15 protein-coding genes and 1 pseudogene are annotated in these 15,256 nt (G+C 70.0%); 6 read left to right on the top strand and 10 right to left on the bottom strand.

Features of this window, described 5'->3' with window-relative positions; genetic code table 11:
- Nucleotides 1-32 precede the first annotated feature (32 nt).
- Nucleotides 33-527, bottom strand: coding sequence for an ATP-binding protein (locus OG306_RS27620; RefSeq protein WP_266905295.1), 495 nt, complete (start codon nt 525-527; stop codon nt 33-35).
- Nucleotides 528-638: 111 nt separating this feature from the next.
- On the opposite strand from OG306_RS27620, the gene OG306_RS27615 reads away from it, so the two are divergent.
- From OG306_RS27615 to OG306_RS27600, 4 genes and pseudogenes are all read left to right on the top strand, one after another.
- A complete protein-coding gene (locus OG306_RS27615) occupies nt 639-1,460 on the top strand; it encodes a helix-turn-helix domain-containing protein (protein ID WP_266905297.1) in 822 nt (273 codons plus the stop codon).
- Entirely contained in the window at nt 1,457-1,720 is a 264-nt protein-coding gene (locus tag OG306_RS27610) for a DUF397 domain-containing protein (RefSeq protein ID WP_266905299.1), read from the top strand. Before OG306_RS27615 ends, OG306_RS27610 begins: the two co-directional genes overlap by 4 nt.
- A gap of 67 nt (nt 1,721-1,787) precedes the next feature.
- Nucleotides 1,788-1,895: pseudogene (locus OG306_RS27605) on the top strand (beta-1,3-glucanase family protein); the annotation flags it as partial.
- Nucleotides 1,896-2,007: 112 nt separating this feature from the next.
- Nucleotides 2,008-2,295, top strand: coding sequence for a DUF1905 domain-containing protein (locus OG306_RS27600; RefSeq protein ID WP_266748833.1), 288 nt, complete (start codon nt 2,008-2,010; stop codon nt 2,293-2,295).
- 421 nt (nt 2,296-2,716) lie between these two features.
- Here the strand turns inward: OG306_RS27600 and OG306_RS27595 are convergent, their stop codons facing one another.
- Nucleotides 2,717-3,379, bottom strand: coding sequence for a response regulator (locus OG306_RS27595; RefSeq protein ID WP_266748830.1), 663 nt, complete (start codon nt 3,377-3,379; stop codon nt 2,717-2,719).
- On the bottom strand, nt 3,376-4,503 hold the full coding sequence (locus OG306_RS27590) for a sensor histidine kinase (RefSeq protein ID WP_266748829.1): 1,128 nt from the start codon (nt 4,501-4,503) through the stop codon (nt 3,376-3,378). Before OG306_RS27590 ends, OG306_RS27595 begins: the two co-directional genes overlap by 4 nt.
- Nucleotides 4,504-4,698: 195 nt before the next feature.
- Here OG306_RS27590 and OG306_RS27585 point away from each other — a divergent pair, with 195 nt between their 5' ends.
- Nucleotides 4,699-5,127 carry a DUF6223 family protein gene (locus OG306_RS27585; RefSeq protein ID WP_266748828.1) on the top strand — a complete coding sequence of 143 codons (429 nt, stop codon included), beginning with the start codon at nt 4,699-4,701 and terminating at the stop codon, nt 5,125-5,127.
- 205 nt (nt 5,128-5,332) lie between these two features.
- Here the strand turns inward: OG306_RS27585 and OG306_RS27580 are convergent, their stop codons facing one another.
- Nucleotides 5,333-5,857 (bottom strand): hypothetical protein, encoded by a 525-nt coding sequence (locus OG306_RS27580; protein WP_266748826.1) that lies wholly within the window; start codon nt 5,855-5,857, stop codon nt 5,333-5,335.
- 215 nt (nt 5,858-6,072) lie between these two features.
- On the opposite strand from OG306_RS27580, the gene OG306_RS27575 reads away from it, so the two are divergent.
- A complete protein-coding gene (locus OG306_RS27575) occupies nt 6,073-6,690 on the top strand; it encodes a YceI family protein (protein ID WP_266748824.1) in 618 nt (205 codons plus the stop codon).
- Nucleotides 6,691-6,856: 166 nt separating this feature from the next.
- On the opposite strand, the gene OG306_RS27570 is transcribed toward OG306_RS27575, so the two are convergent.
- From OG306_RS27570 to OG306_RS27545, 6 genes are all read right to left on the bottom strand, one after another.
- On the bottom strand, nt 6,857-7,303 hold the full coding sequence (locus OG306_RS27570; protein ID WP_266748822.1) for a DUF7144 family membrane protein: 447 nt from the start codon (nt 7,301-7,303) through the stop codon (nt 6,857-6,859).
- Nucleotides 7,304-7,438: 135 nt separating this feature from the next.
- Complete coding sequence (locus OG306_RS27565) at nt 7,439-10,120, bottom strand: SpoIIE family protein phosphatase (protein WP_266748821.1); 2,682 nt, start codon at nt 10,118-10,120, stop codon at nt 7,439-7,441.
- Between the two features lie 164 nt (nt 10,121-10,284).
- Entirely contained in the window at nt 10,285-11,661 is a 1,377-nt protein-coding gene (locus tag OG306_RS27560; protein WP_266748819.1) for a hypothetical protein, read from the bottom strand.
- 74 nt (nt 11,662-11,735) lie between these two features.
- Complete coding sequence (locus tag OG306_RS27555; protein ID WP_266905301.1) at nt 11,736-13,154, bottom strand: GH1 family beta-glucosidase; 1,419 nt, start codon at nt 13,152-13,154, stop codon at nt 11,736-11,738.
- Nucleotides 13,155-13,239: 85 nt separating this feature from the next.
- A complete protein-coding gene (locus OG306_RS27550; protein ID WP_266748817.1) occupies nt 13,240-14,259 on the bottom strand; it encodes an ABC transporter ATP-binding protein in 1,020 nt (339 codons plus the stop codon).
- The gene (locus tag OG306_RS27545) at nt 14,256-15,254 is read right to left on the bottom strand and encodes an ABC transporter permease (RefSeq protein WP_266748816.1); all 999 of its coding nucleotides are present in this window, start codon (nt 15,252-15,254) and stop codon (nt 14,256-14,258) included. The genes OG306_RS27550 and OG306_RS27545 overlap by 4 nt, the downstream gene beginning before the upstream one ends.
- Nucleotides 15,255-15,256 lie beyond the last annotated feature (2 nt).

Genomic DNA, 15,256 nt, shown 5'->3' with positions numbered 1-15,256 from the left:
GGCAGCCGCGCATGTGCGTTGCGGCAGGCTGGTCAGCAGCCGCCGCAGTTGAAGTACGCCACGTCCCCGTGGTTGCCCTCGCCCGAATCTCGTCGCACTTCCGCGACGCACCCCGACAACGCCTCGAACTCGCACCACACCACCTTGCCGGGGTTACGCTCCCCCACCCCCCATTTGTCGGCGAGCGCCGCCACCAGCCGCAGCCCACGGCCCCCTTCCTCATCGGACGCCGCCCAGGAATCAGCGAGCCGGACCTCCCCGTCACCGCTGTCGTGGACCTCGATGCGCAGGGTGCCGTCGGCCGGTTCCAAGCAGAGGCGGAGGCGGAACCCACGCCCGGGCGGGACGCCGTGCAGCAAGGCATTGGTGACGAGTTCGCTCACGCAGAGCAATACGTCGTCGACCCGGACGTCGCACGCCCAGTCGACGAGAGCCTCACGCACGAACTGCCGTACGAGCGGGACGGATCGGCGTTCCCGGCGGTGGAACACCTCGCGGAAGCAGGAGAGTCGAGTTGTTTCGTTCACGCCGCCAACGTCACACAAAGTCACTACCGTTGAGCAGCGCGTCGGGTCGTACAGGGCAGTTGTACGGCTTCTGACGGGTCAATCGGGGTTCGCGACGGGGAGAGGCAATTCATGCAACCGGCAAAAAGGAACAAGCGGATCACGTCCTGGCACCTGATCGGTGCGCAACTGGCCACGTTCCGCAAAGCGGCCCGGATGACGCAGACGGCGCTGGCCGATCAGTGCTGCGTGGGCGAGGACACAATCGCGTCGATCGAGCAGGGTCGCAGAACACTGCAGTGGGACTTCGCGGTCCAGCTGGATGAACTGCTGGATACGAAAGGGACGTTGCAGGTAGCGGTGTCGAAGGTGCCGCAGAAGGAGCGGTTCCCGGCGTTCGTGCAGGACTTCGTGGAGTACGAGCAGGAGGCGGTGACGCTGCTCTGGTACGAGAACCAGGTCGTGCCCGGGCTGCTCCAAACGGAGGAGTACATCCGGTTCGTCTTTTCCTGCCTCTACCCACCCCTCGAAGAGGACGAGCGGGAGGAGTGGGTGACAGGTCGACTCGACCGACAGAAGCTCCTCGACCGCAGACCCCGCCCCATGCTCCACTTCCTGCTGGAGGAGAGCATTCTGCGCAGCGAGATCGGCGACCCCGCCATGCTGCGGGAGCAGATCCGGCATCTGCGCCAGTGCATGGAACTCCCCTTTCTCGGGCTCCAGATCATGCCGATGAAGCTTCCGAAGCATGCCGGGCTGGCGGGGCCGATGGTGCTGCTGGAGACCCCCGATCACGACCACCTCGTCTACGTGGAGGGTCAGCTGACCAGCTACCTGCACGAGGACCCAGATGACGTCAGTGTGCTCCAGCAGAAATATGGGATGCTGCGTTCGCAGGCGCTTTCCGTCGACAAGAGCACACGCCTACTGGACGAACTGCTTGGAGAGACATGACCCGCGCAGCACACCCGGCTCCCCGTACCGCCGCCCTCGCCTGGTTCAAGTCCAGCTACAGCAGCGACCAGGGCGGGGCCTGCATCGAAGTCGCCTACGACTGGCGCAAGTCGAGCTACAGCAGCAGCCAGGGCGGTGACTGCGTCGAGGTCGCCACCCACCCCGCCGCCGTGCACATCCGCGACTCCAAGGTCACCGACGGCCCCGTCCTCACCGTTCCCCCCGCCGCCTGGACCGCGTTCCTGGACGCCACGGTCTGACGGTACCGCGGCCCGGCGTGCCGATCCGCAACCTCCCTTTCGATGTGACGAGTTGTGAAGACTTGCTGGCTACGCCTTCCCGTACGACGACGTCCGCCCCAACGGCGAACCCGACGTCTCAGGCGCCGCGAACGACGGCAGCCCGCGCCGCTCCACGGTGACCGTGGGGGCCTGATCCTGCGGGTGGCGGTCGCCTCCCGCAGGCGGGCGACCGCCACCTCTCGTGCCGAGTGAGCCCGCATGTACGCTGCCCGACATTCGGCTCCCTCGATGAACGGATCGACCTCGTGCACGTTGTATTCACCGGCCGCGTCATCGAGTGGCGGGGGCCTTCACCGTTCTACTTCGCCGCCGTGCCCGACGACCAGGCCGCCGACATCCGCGAGGTGGCTGCGCTGGCCACGTACGGCTGGGGCGCGGTCCCCGTGGACGCGTGCATCGGCGCGACCACTTTCACCACGTCGCTCTTCCCCAAGGACGGCAGCTACCTGCTGCCGCTCAAGAACGCGGTCCGCAAGCCGCAGGGACTCTCGGCAGGTGACGAGGTGACCGTGACCATGACCGTCCGCGTGTAGCTGTCGCGTGATGTGGGCGTCGGCGGGATCGCGACCGGCCGCCTGGCCCGAACTGCTGGGCAGGCCGGCTCATTTCTAGATCCGGACGGCGTCCGCGACCCGGCCGCTGTGCCCGAGCCTTCTCGTCCATGCTCCCGCGTGTACGTCACGATCCACGCAAGGGTGAGAACAACTCCGAGGACCCCCACGCCGAAGATGCCGAAGGCCGTCCAGATCCCCTTTCCGTCCACCGCGGAGCGCACCCCGCCGGCGAGCCCGCCGACGGCCATGCAGATGCCGAGGACGAACGCCCGTGAACTCCGGGGGCGCAGCCAGCGCCACAAGTTCGGACGGCGGCGGCCGGGCCGCGTCGGGCCTGCGGAGTGCTTCACCGGTACCTCACCTTTCCGACGGGCCGGCCTGCCGGCTGTGGACCTGGATGTCAGGAGTTGCGTGGGGTTACGAGGCCGGATTCGTAGGCCAGGACTACGAGCTGAGCGCGGTCACGGGCGTGGAGCTTGGCCATGGCCCTGTTGATGTGGGTTTTCGCCGTCATCGGGCTGATCACCATGCGGCCGGCGATCTGGTCGTTGGACAGGCCCTGCGCGACCAGGACGACGGCCTCGCGTTCGCGGTTGGTCAGCTCATCCAGCCCCGTCTCGGCGCCGGTGTTGAACGGCTGGGTGACGTACCTGTTGATGAGCTTGCGGGTGATCGAGGGGGCGAGCAGGGCGTCGCCGCGCGCGGCGACGCGTACGGCGTGCAGGAAGTCTTCCGGCACGATGTCCTTGACGAGGAATCCGGCAGCGCCGGCGCGCAGCGCGTTGAAGACGTATTCGTCCAAGCCGTAGTTGGTCAGGATGACGACGTGCACCCGGGCCAGGGTCGGGTCCGCGGCGATGCGCCGGGTCGTCTCGATGCCGTCGATGACCGGCATCTGGATGTCGATGAGAGCGACGTCGGGCAGGTGTTCCCTGGCCAGAGCCAGGCCCTCCTTCCCGTCGGCGGCCTCGGCCACCACCTCGATGTCGTCTTCGAGGTCGAGGAGCGCGCGGAATCCGCTGCGAATCAGCAGCTGGTCGTCGACCAGCAGGACACGGATCACGGCGTCTGATCCACGGGAAGTTCGGCCTGGACGGTGAAGCCTCCCTCGCCGCGCGGTTCCGCGCGCAGCCGCCCGCCGAGGGCGGTGACTCGTTCGCGCATGCCGAGCAGCCCGACGCCGGGTGTCGGGGCGGCGTCCGGCGCGGCCTTGCCGTCGTCATCGATGCGTATCCCGAGGACGTCCGGTCGGCAGTCGATCCGGACCGACGCCGTGGCGGCGTCCGCGTGACGGGCGATGTTGGTGAGCGACTCCTGAACGATCCGGTAGACGGTCCGGTCCACCGCAGCCGGCACATCGTGTCGTTGTCCTTCGATCGTCAGCGTCGTATCCAGGCCGATGGAACGGGCCCGTTCCACCAGTTCCGGGACGTCGTCGAGACCACGCGGCGGGGTCGTCTCGTCGTCGCGCAGCGCCCCCAGGGTCGCGCGCAGCTCCCGAGTCGCCTCACGTCCGGCAGCCTGGATCGCCAGCAGAGCCTCCGACACCTGTTCGCCACGCCTGCGGGCCACGTGGACGGCGACTTCGGCCTGCACCTTGATGATCGAGATCTGATGGGTGAGCGAATCGTGCAACTCCCGCGCGATGTGCAGCCGTTCCTCGTCGGCACGGCGCCGCGCGGTCTCCTCACGGGTGCGCTCGGCCTCGTCCGCCCGCCGCTCGGCCTGCCGCAGCGCCTCACCCGCGGCCCCGGCCGCGACCAGCCAGGCGATCTCCAGGGCACCGCGCGCCTGCGCGAACGCCTCGCCCGTGTCGTGCAGGCCCGAGGCCAGGGCAGCCAGGGGGAGCGTGGCCAGCACGGCCACGCTCGCCACCACGGTGACGCCGCGGTGTCCCTCCCGTACGGCCGCGTACACCGCGAACAGGAACGCGACGGCGGGCACATCGAAACCGGCCGCCTGGTACCCCACCGCGCACAGCCCGGTGGCGGCCAGGATGGGAACGGGAGTCCGGCGGCGCCGGACGAGCGCCAGGCCGCCGGCCGCCAGCAGCGTGCAGCCGAGCAGGTCGAGGCCCGTACCGGAGTTGCGCTCGGACAGGCCGGTGACCAGCAGCGTCGCCGCCACGCCGACGGCGATCGCCCAGTCCCTCACACCGGCCGGGACACCGGACCATCCTGTGCTCATGCGCGCACCCTAGCCGGATGCGGCCCCGGGCGAGTCCCGCTCGCGGACGAGTGCTCGGCTACCACGGACGCGGTACGTGCGCGGCGCCTGCGGCGTCCGCGGCAGCGCGAAGTGTCTGCGTCCGCCGGACGACCGGAGGCGGGTCGGGCGGACATGCTCGGGTGATCCAGTTCCCGTGAGGAGAAGGAGCACCTCATGTCAGTCCGCACTGTGCTTGCCGTGGCCGGAGCCGCCCTGATCAGCAGTCTCGTGCTCGCCGAACCGGCGGCCGCGGACCCCTCTGTCCAGCCGGTTGCCGCAAGCGTCTACACCCTGAGCGCCGGCCGCGTCGGAGCGTCCTTGGCCGCGCTGGTCGGCCTCCTCGGCGCGGTCAACGGCGGCCTGGCTCTGGCCCGCTCCACCGGTCAGGGTCACATCGGCACCTGGGCCCGGCGGAACGGGGCCGTCACGGCTCTCGTGGCGGGGCTGATCGCCGTGGTCGTCGGCGGGGCGGTCGCGGCCACCGCCGATGGTGGTCTCGGCACCGGCAACGGGCTGGGCGGCGCCTACGTCGCCATGCTGGTAGGCCTGATCGCCGTCACCCTCGGTTGGCTGGCCCGCTCCCGCTCCCGCCGAACTGGCTGACCGAAACGCGATGGCCTCCCTCGCGCACCGGCAACCGCGCCGTCTCCGGCGACGAGACATCTTCCCAAGGAAAGGCACCCGGCTCATTGCCCGGACCAAGCGGTGTTGACCGTCGGCTCGTTGCCGACGTGATCGCGCACCCGTGTGGGGGTGCCCCGTCCGGCGAACGGGGCACCCGCACGAACTGAAGCCCGCGGCGCGGAAGTCAGCAGCCGCCGCAGTTGTAGTACGTCACGTCCCAGTGGTTGCCCTCGTCCGCGTAGATGTTGCCGGAACCGGACTTGTACTGAGGTGCGCCGTCACCGCGCAGCCCGATGTAGGCGAAGACGCCGTGGACGTAGTTGGTGAGGCAGGTGGACTTGCCGAAGTCGAGCTTGTAGCCGTTCCAGTGCGAGTACGTACCGCTGGCGTGGCCCGTCTCGGTGCCGCCGGTGATGTTCAGCGCGCAGCCCGTGGCGCTCTTGAGGGTCTGGGCGCCCTGGGCGGTGGCCAGGTTGAGCTGGTCGAACGAGGTGCAGGTGGCGACGTTGCGGTTGGAGCAGCCGCCGGAGGACGACCAGGTGATCCCGGAGGAGCTGAACCGGGCGGTGGCCTGGGCGTGGGTGAGCTTCGTGTCGGCGTGGGCCTGGGTGGCACCTCCGCCGAGGACACCGACGCCGGGGGCGAAGAGGACGCCGAGGACGAGGGCGAGGGCGGTCAGGACGGGGCGCAGGGTCATACGGGACACCATGGGGGGACTCCTCCTGCTCATGACAAGTATGGGCACGGGAATACTGCCCGAGTTCTACGCGCGTCGCCAGAGGGGGAGGCAGCGAACGACCCTTCTTGCACAACAATCCGGTCCCTCGATGTTGAACTTTGAACTAGATCGCGCTACAGTCAATCTCGTTGAAGGTTAAACAAACACTTCGATCGCCACTCGATCACGTCCCCCGAGGAGGAGCCATGGCTCTGTTCAACCGCAAGAACAACAACGCCCCGTCCGCCACCACCCCCGCCGTGGACCCGGCCCTGGCCGCCCTCACCGGTGATTACACGATCGACCCGGCGCACACCAGCATCGGCTTCACCGTGCGCCACGCCATGGTCACCAACGTGCGCGGTTCCTTCGGTGAGCACGAGGGCAGCCTGAAGCTCGACGGCCACAACCCCGCGAACTCCGCCGCCTCCATCGACGTCAGGATCGCCAGCGTCGACACCGGCATCGCCGACCGCGACGGCCACCTGGTCAGCGGCGACTTCTTCGACGCCGAGAAGTTCCCCCTCATGACGTTCCGCTCCACGCAGGCCGAGCAGCTCGGCGGCGACAAGTACCGCGTCACCGGCGACCTCACCATCAAGGACGTCACGCGCCCCCTCGCCATCGACCTGGAGTTCAACGGCTCCGCCACCGACGTCTACGGCAACGAGCGCGTCGGCTTCGAGGGCAGCGCGGACATCCTGCGCTCCGACTGGGGCCTGACCTGGAACGCCGCGCTGGAGACCGGCGGCGTCATGGTCAGCGACAAGGTCAAGCTCAACTTCGACATCTCCGCCATCAAGGCCGCCGCACCGCAGGCCTGACGCTTTCCGGCTCACGCCGAACCCGAGCGCGCCTGTCTTCCCCCTCCCCCGCCTGGGGCGGGAGGCGGGCGCTCGGCGTCGTGGGGCGCCGGGCACAGCTCGCCACCTTCCGTGAGGCAGGGTGCGCGTTCTCGGCCTGACGCGGCCTGACGCGGGCAGACGCGGGTCAGGCCAAGCGGCCCGCGTCCGCTTCTCGGTGCATGCCCATGCACAGCGCCCAGGCGACGAGGATGTTGATGACGATCAGCACCAAGGCCCACAAGGGGTAGTACGGCAGCCACAGGAAGTTGGCGATCGCCCCCAGGCCGGCGACTGCGACACCGAAAAAGCGCCCCCACAGGGCTCCGCCGAGCACGGCAAAGCCGGCGAGGACGAGAGCGATGCCCAGAATGAGGTGGACCCAGCCCCAGCCCGTCAGGCTGAACTCGAACAGGTAGTGGCGCGTCACGACGAACAAATGCTCCTTCGCGAGGGCCGCGACCCCCTCGAAGATCGCCATCGCTCCGCCGACGACCATCAGGACCGCCGCGAAGGCGGTGGTACCGGATACGGGCGCGTGCGTGGGGCTCGGGTTCGTGCTGCTCGCTCCGGTTCCGGTGGTTTCACTGGCCATTTCGATCTCCTCGGGTGGCAGAGCCGTCGCTCCGGCCCAGCGGTGCCGCGACCGGCCTGACCCCCCGTTTCAGCGTGTCACGGCCGCTCCCCGCAGGCATGTCGGGCGACAACGCCCACGGCCTTCCGCAACGCTTCAAGCCCCCTCGTCCGTCTCCGGTTCGCCGACCGTCTGCTCCGACCAGATCACCTTGCCCCTGTCGGTGTAACGGGTACCCCAGCGCTCGGCGAACTGGGCGACGAGGAACAGGCCCCGGCCGCCCTCGTCCGTCGTCGCCGCGTACCGCAGATGCGGTGAGGTGTTGCTGGTGTCGGACACTTCGCAGATCAGGTTGCGGTCGTAGAGCAGGCGGACCTCGATCGGTCCGGTGCCGTAGCGCACCGCGTTGGTGACCAGCTCGCTCAGGATGAGTTCGGTGGTGAACGCCTCCTCGTCCAGGCCGCGGTCGGCGAGCCACTGAGTGACGTTCTTTCGGACTCCGGCGACGGCCGACGGATCGGTGGCGACGGCCCACCGCGCGACCTGGTCGGGATCGAGCGTGCGGGTACGGGCCACGAGGAGGGCCACGTCGTCGCTCGGCTGGCCGGGCAGCATCGCGGCGAGCACGTCGTCGCAGGTCTCCTCCGGTGTCCGGTCGCGACCCGCGAGGGAGTCGCGCAGCAGCTCCAGTCCGGTGTCGATGTCCTGGTCGCGCCGTTCGACGAGGCCGTCCGTGTAAAGGACCAGACGGCTCCCCTCGGGTACGTGGAAGTCGGCCGCCTCGAACGGCATGCCGCCGATGCCGAGGGGCTGACCGACCGGAACCTCGGAGAACTCCACGGTGCCGTCGGGCAGGACCAGTACCGGCCCCGGATGGCCGGCCCGGGCCACCGAGCAGTTACCGGAGACCGCGTCGTAGATCGCGTACACGCAGGTGGCTCCGGCGATCTCGACGCCGTCGCCGGCCGCTTCGTCCTGGTCGATCCGGCTGACCAGTTCGTCGAGATGTCCGAGGAGTTCGTCGGGCGGGAGGTCCAGCGTGGAGAAGTTGTGGATGGCGGTTCGCAGCCGCCCCATGGTGGCGGCGGCGTGCAGTCCCTGGCCGACCACGTCACCGACGACCAGCGCCACGCGGGCGCCCGACAGCGGGATCACGTCGTACCAGTCGCCGCCCACCTCGGCGCGCGCCGGCAGATAGCGGTAGGCCACCTCGAGGGCGTTCTGTTCGGGCAGGCCGCGGGGCAGCAGGCTGCGTTGCAGTGTCACGGCCATTTCGTGCTCGCGTGTGTACCGGCGGGCGTTGTCCAGGCTGATGGCCGCCCGTCCCACCAGCTCTTCGGCGAAGGACTCGTCGTCGGCGTCGAACGGAGCCCTGTCGCCTGCGCGCCAGAAGTTGGCCAGGCCCAGAATGAATCCGCGGGCGTGCAGTGGTACGGAGATCACCGAGTGGAATCCGTAGTCCAGGATGTCCCTGGCATGCTCGGCGGACCAGTGCCGCCAGCCCAGCGCGGTGATCACTTCGGTGCCCAGCCCGGCCTCCGCGATGTTCACGCGCTTGGCCCCGGTCCTGTTGGGAACGAAGCCGACCTCTCGTCCGACCGGGAACAACGGCTGGTCCGGGTCCGCGGCGGCGATCGCGGTACGGCGCATGTCCAGCGGGGATCCGGTCTCCGTGGCCGGTCTCTCCCCGGGGACGGTGGGGGGAGCGAAATCGACGGTGGCGACGTCGGCGAATCCGGGGATCGCCACGTCCGCGAGCTCCTGGGCCGTCCGGGTCACGTCGAGGGTGGTACCGATCCGGGCACCGGCCTCGTAGAGGAGCAGCAGGCGTTCATGCACGAGTTCCGCCCGGCCCGAGATCGCACTGAGATCGGTGGTGTCCCGCAGGGTCGCCACGGTGCTCCGGGGTGCGCCGCGCGTGTCCGTCGGGCGGAGGCTGACGGCCAGCAGCCGGTTGCCGCTGCGCAGCACCTCGTCGGTGGTGGTCCGGCCGGAGACGAGCAGCTCCGCGGTGGCCGGGGGCAGCCCGAGGTCCGCGACCGCGCGGCCCTCGGCGTCCAGCGGGAGGTCGAGGAGTCTGCGGGCCTCGTCGTTGGCGAGCATCAGCCGGTGGTCGGCCCCGACGATGAGGACGCCCTCGCGGACCGCGTGCAGCACCGCGTCGTGGTGCTCGTACATCCGGGTCATCTCTGCGGGTCCGAGGCCGTGCGTCTGACGGCGCAGCCGTCTGCTCACGAGCGCCGCGCCGCCCGTGGTGATCGCCGCGGCGACCACCGCCGCGGCGGCACTGAGCGGGATGGACCGGTCGGCCACCATGTTCACCGACTTGTCGGTGAGCCCGACGGACACCACGCCGACGACCTTCCCGTCGGGCCGGTCGACAGGCACCACCGAGTTGACCGAGGGCCCCTGGCTGCCGCGGAAGCTCCGGGTGAAGGCATGACCCGCCAGGGCCTCCTTGTACGGGCCGACGACGTGCTTGCCGATCAGCGCGGGGTCGGGGTGGGTGTAGCGGACGCCGTGGACGCTTATCACGACGACAGTGTCGACATGGGCCTCCTTGCGGGTCTCCTCCGCGCGTGGCTGCAGGATCGCCGTGGGGTCCTTGGTGCCCAGCGCCTCCACGATCCCCGGCGAGTCGGCGAATGTCTGGGCCACGCTCAGGGTGCGCAGCTTGGCCTCCTCCAGGCTGTCGCGGCGGCTCTGCACCACCAGCGCGATCGCGGCGGCGGCGACGAGCAGCAGTACGAGCGCGAGCACGAAGCAGAAGACCTGGCCCGCCAGGGTGCGCACGCTGAACAGCGCGCGCAGTTCACTCCCCGGGGAACAGTGAGTCATGTTCCGGTCGGGCGGCGCAGCGGGAGCTTGGCCCGAGCGCCCCCCATCGTGCCGATGTGGTCGCCGGACGGTGCGCCGCAGCCTCGCCCGAAATCGGCCGATACCAGACATGACTTCAGGTCTAGCATGAATCGCCCCTGCCCGAGAGTTCGCTGATCAACGGCTCAGAACCCGCCCCCGTCGAATCCGCCGCCGCCCCCGAGGTCGCCTCCCCCGCCGAAGCCCCCGCCGTCGAAGCCGGAGGTGTCGAAGTCGGAACCGGAGCCGTCACCGCCGCTCCAGTCACCGCCGGAGCCGAAGTCTCCGCCGCCGTACTCGTCCGCGTACGCCGGGGAGGACAGCATCGAGCCGAGGACCGTGCCGGCCAGCAGGCCGGGGAGCAGACCGCCGCCGAAGTAGCCACCCGCCCAGGGGCCGTACGCCGGGCCCGCCTCCCAGTACGGGCGGCGGCGGCCGTCGCCCGTGTCGACGGTGCGGCTCAGCGGTTCCTCGCCCTCGCGCAGCCGGATCTCGTCCGCCGCGCAGACCGGGACCTCGCGGGCCGTGCCGCCGGACGGGGACCACCGGGCGTCGGCGACCGAGGGGCCGTGGCGCGGGTCGAAGAAGCACGGCGGGCGGCGGGCGGGCGGCTCGGTGCCGGTGCGGCGGGCCTGAAGGACCGCGAGGGAGAACCGGCCGTCCTCCAGGGCCTGGGTGACCCCGCGCACGTCGGACGGGCGCCGGGCCCGGGACATGCGGGTCTTCGCGCTCTCGTAGGAGTCGAGTGCCCGTTCGTAGTCGCCGCGCATGACGTCGTCGGCGCCCGGCTCGGCGGGGTGGAAGTCCAGCCGGTCCAGGGTTTCGCCGTACGCGGTGATGTCCTCGTCCACGACGAGGCGGAGCTTGTCGAGCGCGGCCTGCTCCTCGTTCTCCTTGCGCTTCCGGTTGCGCCGGAAAATCGTGTACGCCGTACCGGCGCCCAGCACCAGGATCGCGGCAGCCGTGATCAGTCCGACGACGGACGACGGTCCGCTGCCCGCCGAGGAGCCGCCCCAGGAGGCGGGGGCCCTGCCCCGGGCCTGTTCGACGGCCCGGTCCACGAAGGCGTTCAGCTGGGTCGCGGCATCGATGTCCGTGCCGGGCGCCTTGACCGCGGCGGTCAGGTTCTGGACCGTTCGGGTGGACATCACCCGCGGGTCGGCGCCGGCGTTGAATCCGTTGCCGAGACGGACCGCGTAGACGCCGGTGATGCCGGTGTCCGCGCGCAGGGTGGTGAGCAGGCTCTGCTCGGGAAACGCCGGGGTCCGCGGGAGTACGACCACGAACACGGGCTTGTCGGCGTCCTTGATCTTCTTCGTCAGGGCGGCCGCCTGGCCCGGGGAGAGCTGGGCGGCGGCGGCCGGGTCGACGTACACCGGGTTCTTGCGCAGCGCCTGCGCGACATCGTTGATGGTCGATGCACCGACCGCGGCGGGTGCAGCGGTCGACGCATCGGCGAGCACGACCGCCGACAGAATCAGCAGCAGGCCGGCCAACAAGGTCAGGAACAGCCCGTTCCGCATATCTCGAAGCTAACCCACGTGGTTGACGCCTGCCCGGTCACCCACACGGGCCGGCTTCCCGCGCGCCGACCGGACTACGCGTCGCGGGTGAGGCGGATCGTGTCGCGGTACCACTTGGCGCTGTCCTTCAGCGTCCGCTCCTGCGTGTCGTAGTCGACGCGGACGATGCCGAACCGCTTGTCGTAGCCGTAGGACCATTCGAAGTTGTCCATCAGCGACCAGGCGAAGTAGCCCCTGACATCCGCCCCTTCTGAGCGGGCCGCGGCCACGGCGGTGATGTGGTCGGCGAGGTAGGTGGTGCGGTCGGCGTCGTGGATCTGTCCGTCCTCGGAGACGGTGTCGTCGAACGCGGCACCGTTCTCGGTGATGACCGTCGGGACGCCGTAGTCCCTCTCCAGGTGCACCAGCAGGTCCGTGAGGGCGGTGGGGGTGATCTCCCAGTCCATCGCGGTACGCGGCAGGTCGCGCTCCACACCACGGGTGACGGGCAGGCCGTCGGCGCCCACCGGTGAGCCCTCCTGGGTGAAGCCGGAGAAGAGCGTGCCCCGGTAGAAGTTGACACCGAGGACGTCGATCGGGGTGGAGATGACGGCCAAGTCGCCCTTCTCGACCGGGAGTTCGACGTTCTGCAGGGCAAGGTCGGCGATGACGTCCTCGGGGTAGGCGCCCTTGACGATCGGGTCGAGGTAGAGGCGGCGGCCGAGGCCGTCGGCACGTCGGCAGGCTTCGGCGTCCTCGTGGCTGTCGGTCTCGGGGGTGGCGGTACCGAGGTTGAGCGTGATGCCGAGTTCGAGCTCGTTGCCGCGGGCGGCGGCCGTCTCGCGGATGGCCCGCGCGGCGAGGCCGTGGCCGAGGAGCAGATGGTGGACGGCGTGGATCGCGTCGCCGAAGTTCTTCCGGCCGGGGGCCTGGTTGCCGTACGCGTAACCGAGCATGGCCGAACACCAGGGCTCGTTCAGCGTCGTCCAGTGCTTGACCCGGTCACCGAGCGCGTCGTAGGCGAGGGCGGCGTACTCGGCGAAACGGTAGGCCGTGTCACGGGCCGGCCAGCCGCCCGCGTCCTCCAGCTCCTGCGGGAGGTCCCAGTGGTAGAGGGTGATCCACGGCGTGATGCCCCTGGACTCCAGCTCGTCGACGAGGCGCCGGTAGAAGTCCAGGCCCTTCGCGTTGGCCGGGCCCCGGCCGCCCGGCTGGATGCGCGGCCAGGCGAGCGAGAACCGGTACGTGTCGACGCCCAGGTCGGCGATCAGCCGCACGTCCTCGGGCATCCGGTGGTAGTGGTCGCAGGCGACATCGCCGTTCTCGCCGCGGACGACCATGCCCGGCACCCTGCAGTACGTGTCCCAGATGGACGGGGTCCGGCCGTCCTCGGCGGCCGCTCCCTCGATCTGGTAGGCGGCGGTGGCGACGCCCCAGCGGAAGTCGGCGGGCAGGCCCGGGACGGCCTCGGCGGCGATCTCGCGCGCGTATGCCTGCGGGGTGACGATGTTCATGGGTCTCCTGTGGTGTGCGTGGGGTCGCGTCGGATCGCGTCGGATCGCGTGGGTCACGTGGGATCGCGCGGGTCGCGTGGGATCGCTACGAGCGGGGTGGCGTCGCGGCGGCGGGGGCCGGCCGGTGGAGCCAGCAGGCCACCGTGCGCGAGTCGTCTCCGTCCGGCGCGGCGAGCACCGGGACATGGGCGGCGCAGGCGTCGAGCGCCTTGCCGCAGCGGGGGTGGAAGGAGCAGCCGGCGGGCATCGCGGTCAGGTGCGGGGGCGAGCCGGGGATGCCGGTGAGTTCGCGGCGGGGGCCGTGCAGTGCCGGGAAGGAGTGCAACAGGCCATCGCTGTACGGGTGGTGGGGGTCCTGATAGATGGCGGAGGCGCCGGCCTCCTCGACGATCCGGCCGCCGTACATGATCGCGATCCGGTCGGAGAACTCGATCAGCAGCGAGATGTCGTGGGTGATGAAGACGACCGAGAAGCCCAGCTCCTCGCGGAGCCTGACCAGTTGGCGCAGGATCTGGCGCTGCATGACGACGTCCAGGGCCGTCGTCGGTTCGTCCATGATGACGATCTCGGGCTCCAGCGCGAGCGCCATCGCGATCATCACCCGCTGGCGCATCCCGCCGGAGAGCTGGTGCGGGTAGGCGGCGAGCCGGTCGGCGGAGATGCCGACCAGGCCCAGCAACTCCTTGGCCCGGTCGGTCCGTTCGGTCCGTTTCAGGTCGGGGCGGTGGGCCTTGAGTACGTCGGTGAGCTGGCTGTGGACCGTGTGCACCGGGTTGAGCGAGTTCATCGCGCCCTGGAAGACGATCGACAGCTCCTGCCAGCGGAAGGCCCTCAGCTCGGGGGCCGACAGGGTCAGCAGGTCGAGCGCCTCGCCGTCCCGCCGGTGGTAGTGGACCTCGCCGCCGGTGATCACCCCGGGCGGCGAGAGCAGCCGGGTGACGGCGTACGCCAGCGTGGACTTGCCGGACCCGGACTCGCCCGCCAGGCCCAGGACCTCGCCCCGGTGCAGGGTGAGGTCGATGTCGCGCAGCGCGTGCACGGCGTCGTCCCCGGTGCCGTAGTCCACGTTCAGACCACGGATGCTGAGGACGGGCTCGCTGCTCATGAGCGGGTCTCCTTGTCGTGCGTGCCGCGTGCCGCGGCATCGTGCGTACCGCGTGCCACGGGGGTGAAGCCGACCCGCATCCGGACCTTCCCGGACGCGCCCGTCTCCGTACGCAGGCGCGGGTTGACGAACTCGTCGATGCCGAAGTTGATCAGGGCGAGCGACATGCCGAGCAGGGCGATGCAGAGCCCGGCGGGGACGAACCACCACCACGCGCCCTGGGCCAGGGCCTGGTTGGACTGTGCCCAGAACAGGACGGTCCCCCAGTTCCAGTGGGAGATGTCCGCGACGCCGATGAAGGCGAGGGTGATCTCGGAGAGGATGGCGAAGATGACCGTGCCGACGAAGCCGGAGGCGATGACGGCTGTCAGGTTCGGCAGGACCTCGAAGAAGATGATCCGCCAGGTGGACTCGCCGGTGGCGCGGGCCGCTTCGACGTAGTCCCGGCGGCGCAGCGACAGCGTCTGCGCGCGCAGCACCCGCGCTCCCCACGCCCAGGAGGTGAAGGCGATGACGGTGGCGATCAGCAGGTCGCCCGCGTCGGAGACGAAGCTGGCGATGATGATGATCAGCGGAAGTCCCGGGATGACCAGGAAGACGTTGGAGAGCACCGAGAGCACCTCGTCGGCCGTGCCGCCGAGGAATCCGGCGCTGACCCCGACGATCACCGAGAGGATCGTCGCGAAGATCCCGGCGACGAAGCCGACGATCAGGACGCCCCGGGTGCCGACGAGGATCTGTGAGAGCACGTCCTGACCGGTCTGCGTGGTACCGAACCAGTGGGCGCCGGAGGGTGGCTGGAGCAACTCGTTGCTCATGGTGTCCGGGTCGTACGGTGCGATCCACGGCCCGATGACCGCGATCACGACGAAGAACGACAGGATGCCGAGGCCGATGACGGTCTTGCGGCCGCGCAGGAAACGCAGGCGGCGTCTGCTGGGTGCCGGGGTCTCGGTCGCATCGATCACGGCGACCTCGGCGGCGGTGACGGCCATGT

The organism is Streptomyces sp. NBC_01241 (assembly GCF_041435435.1).
Classification (GTDB): Bacteria; Actinomycetota; Actinomycetes; order Streptomycetales; family Streptomycetaceae; genus Streptomyces.
This window is presented reverse-complemented; position numbering and strand designations above follow the sequence as displayed.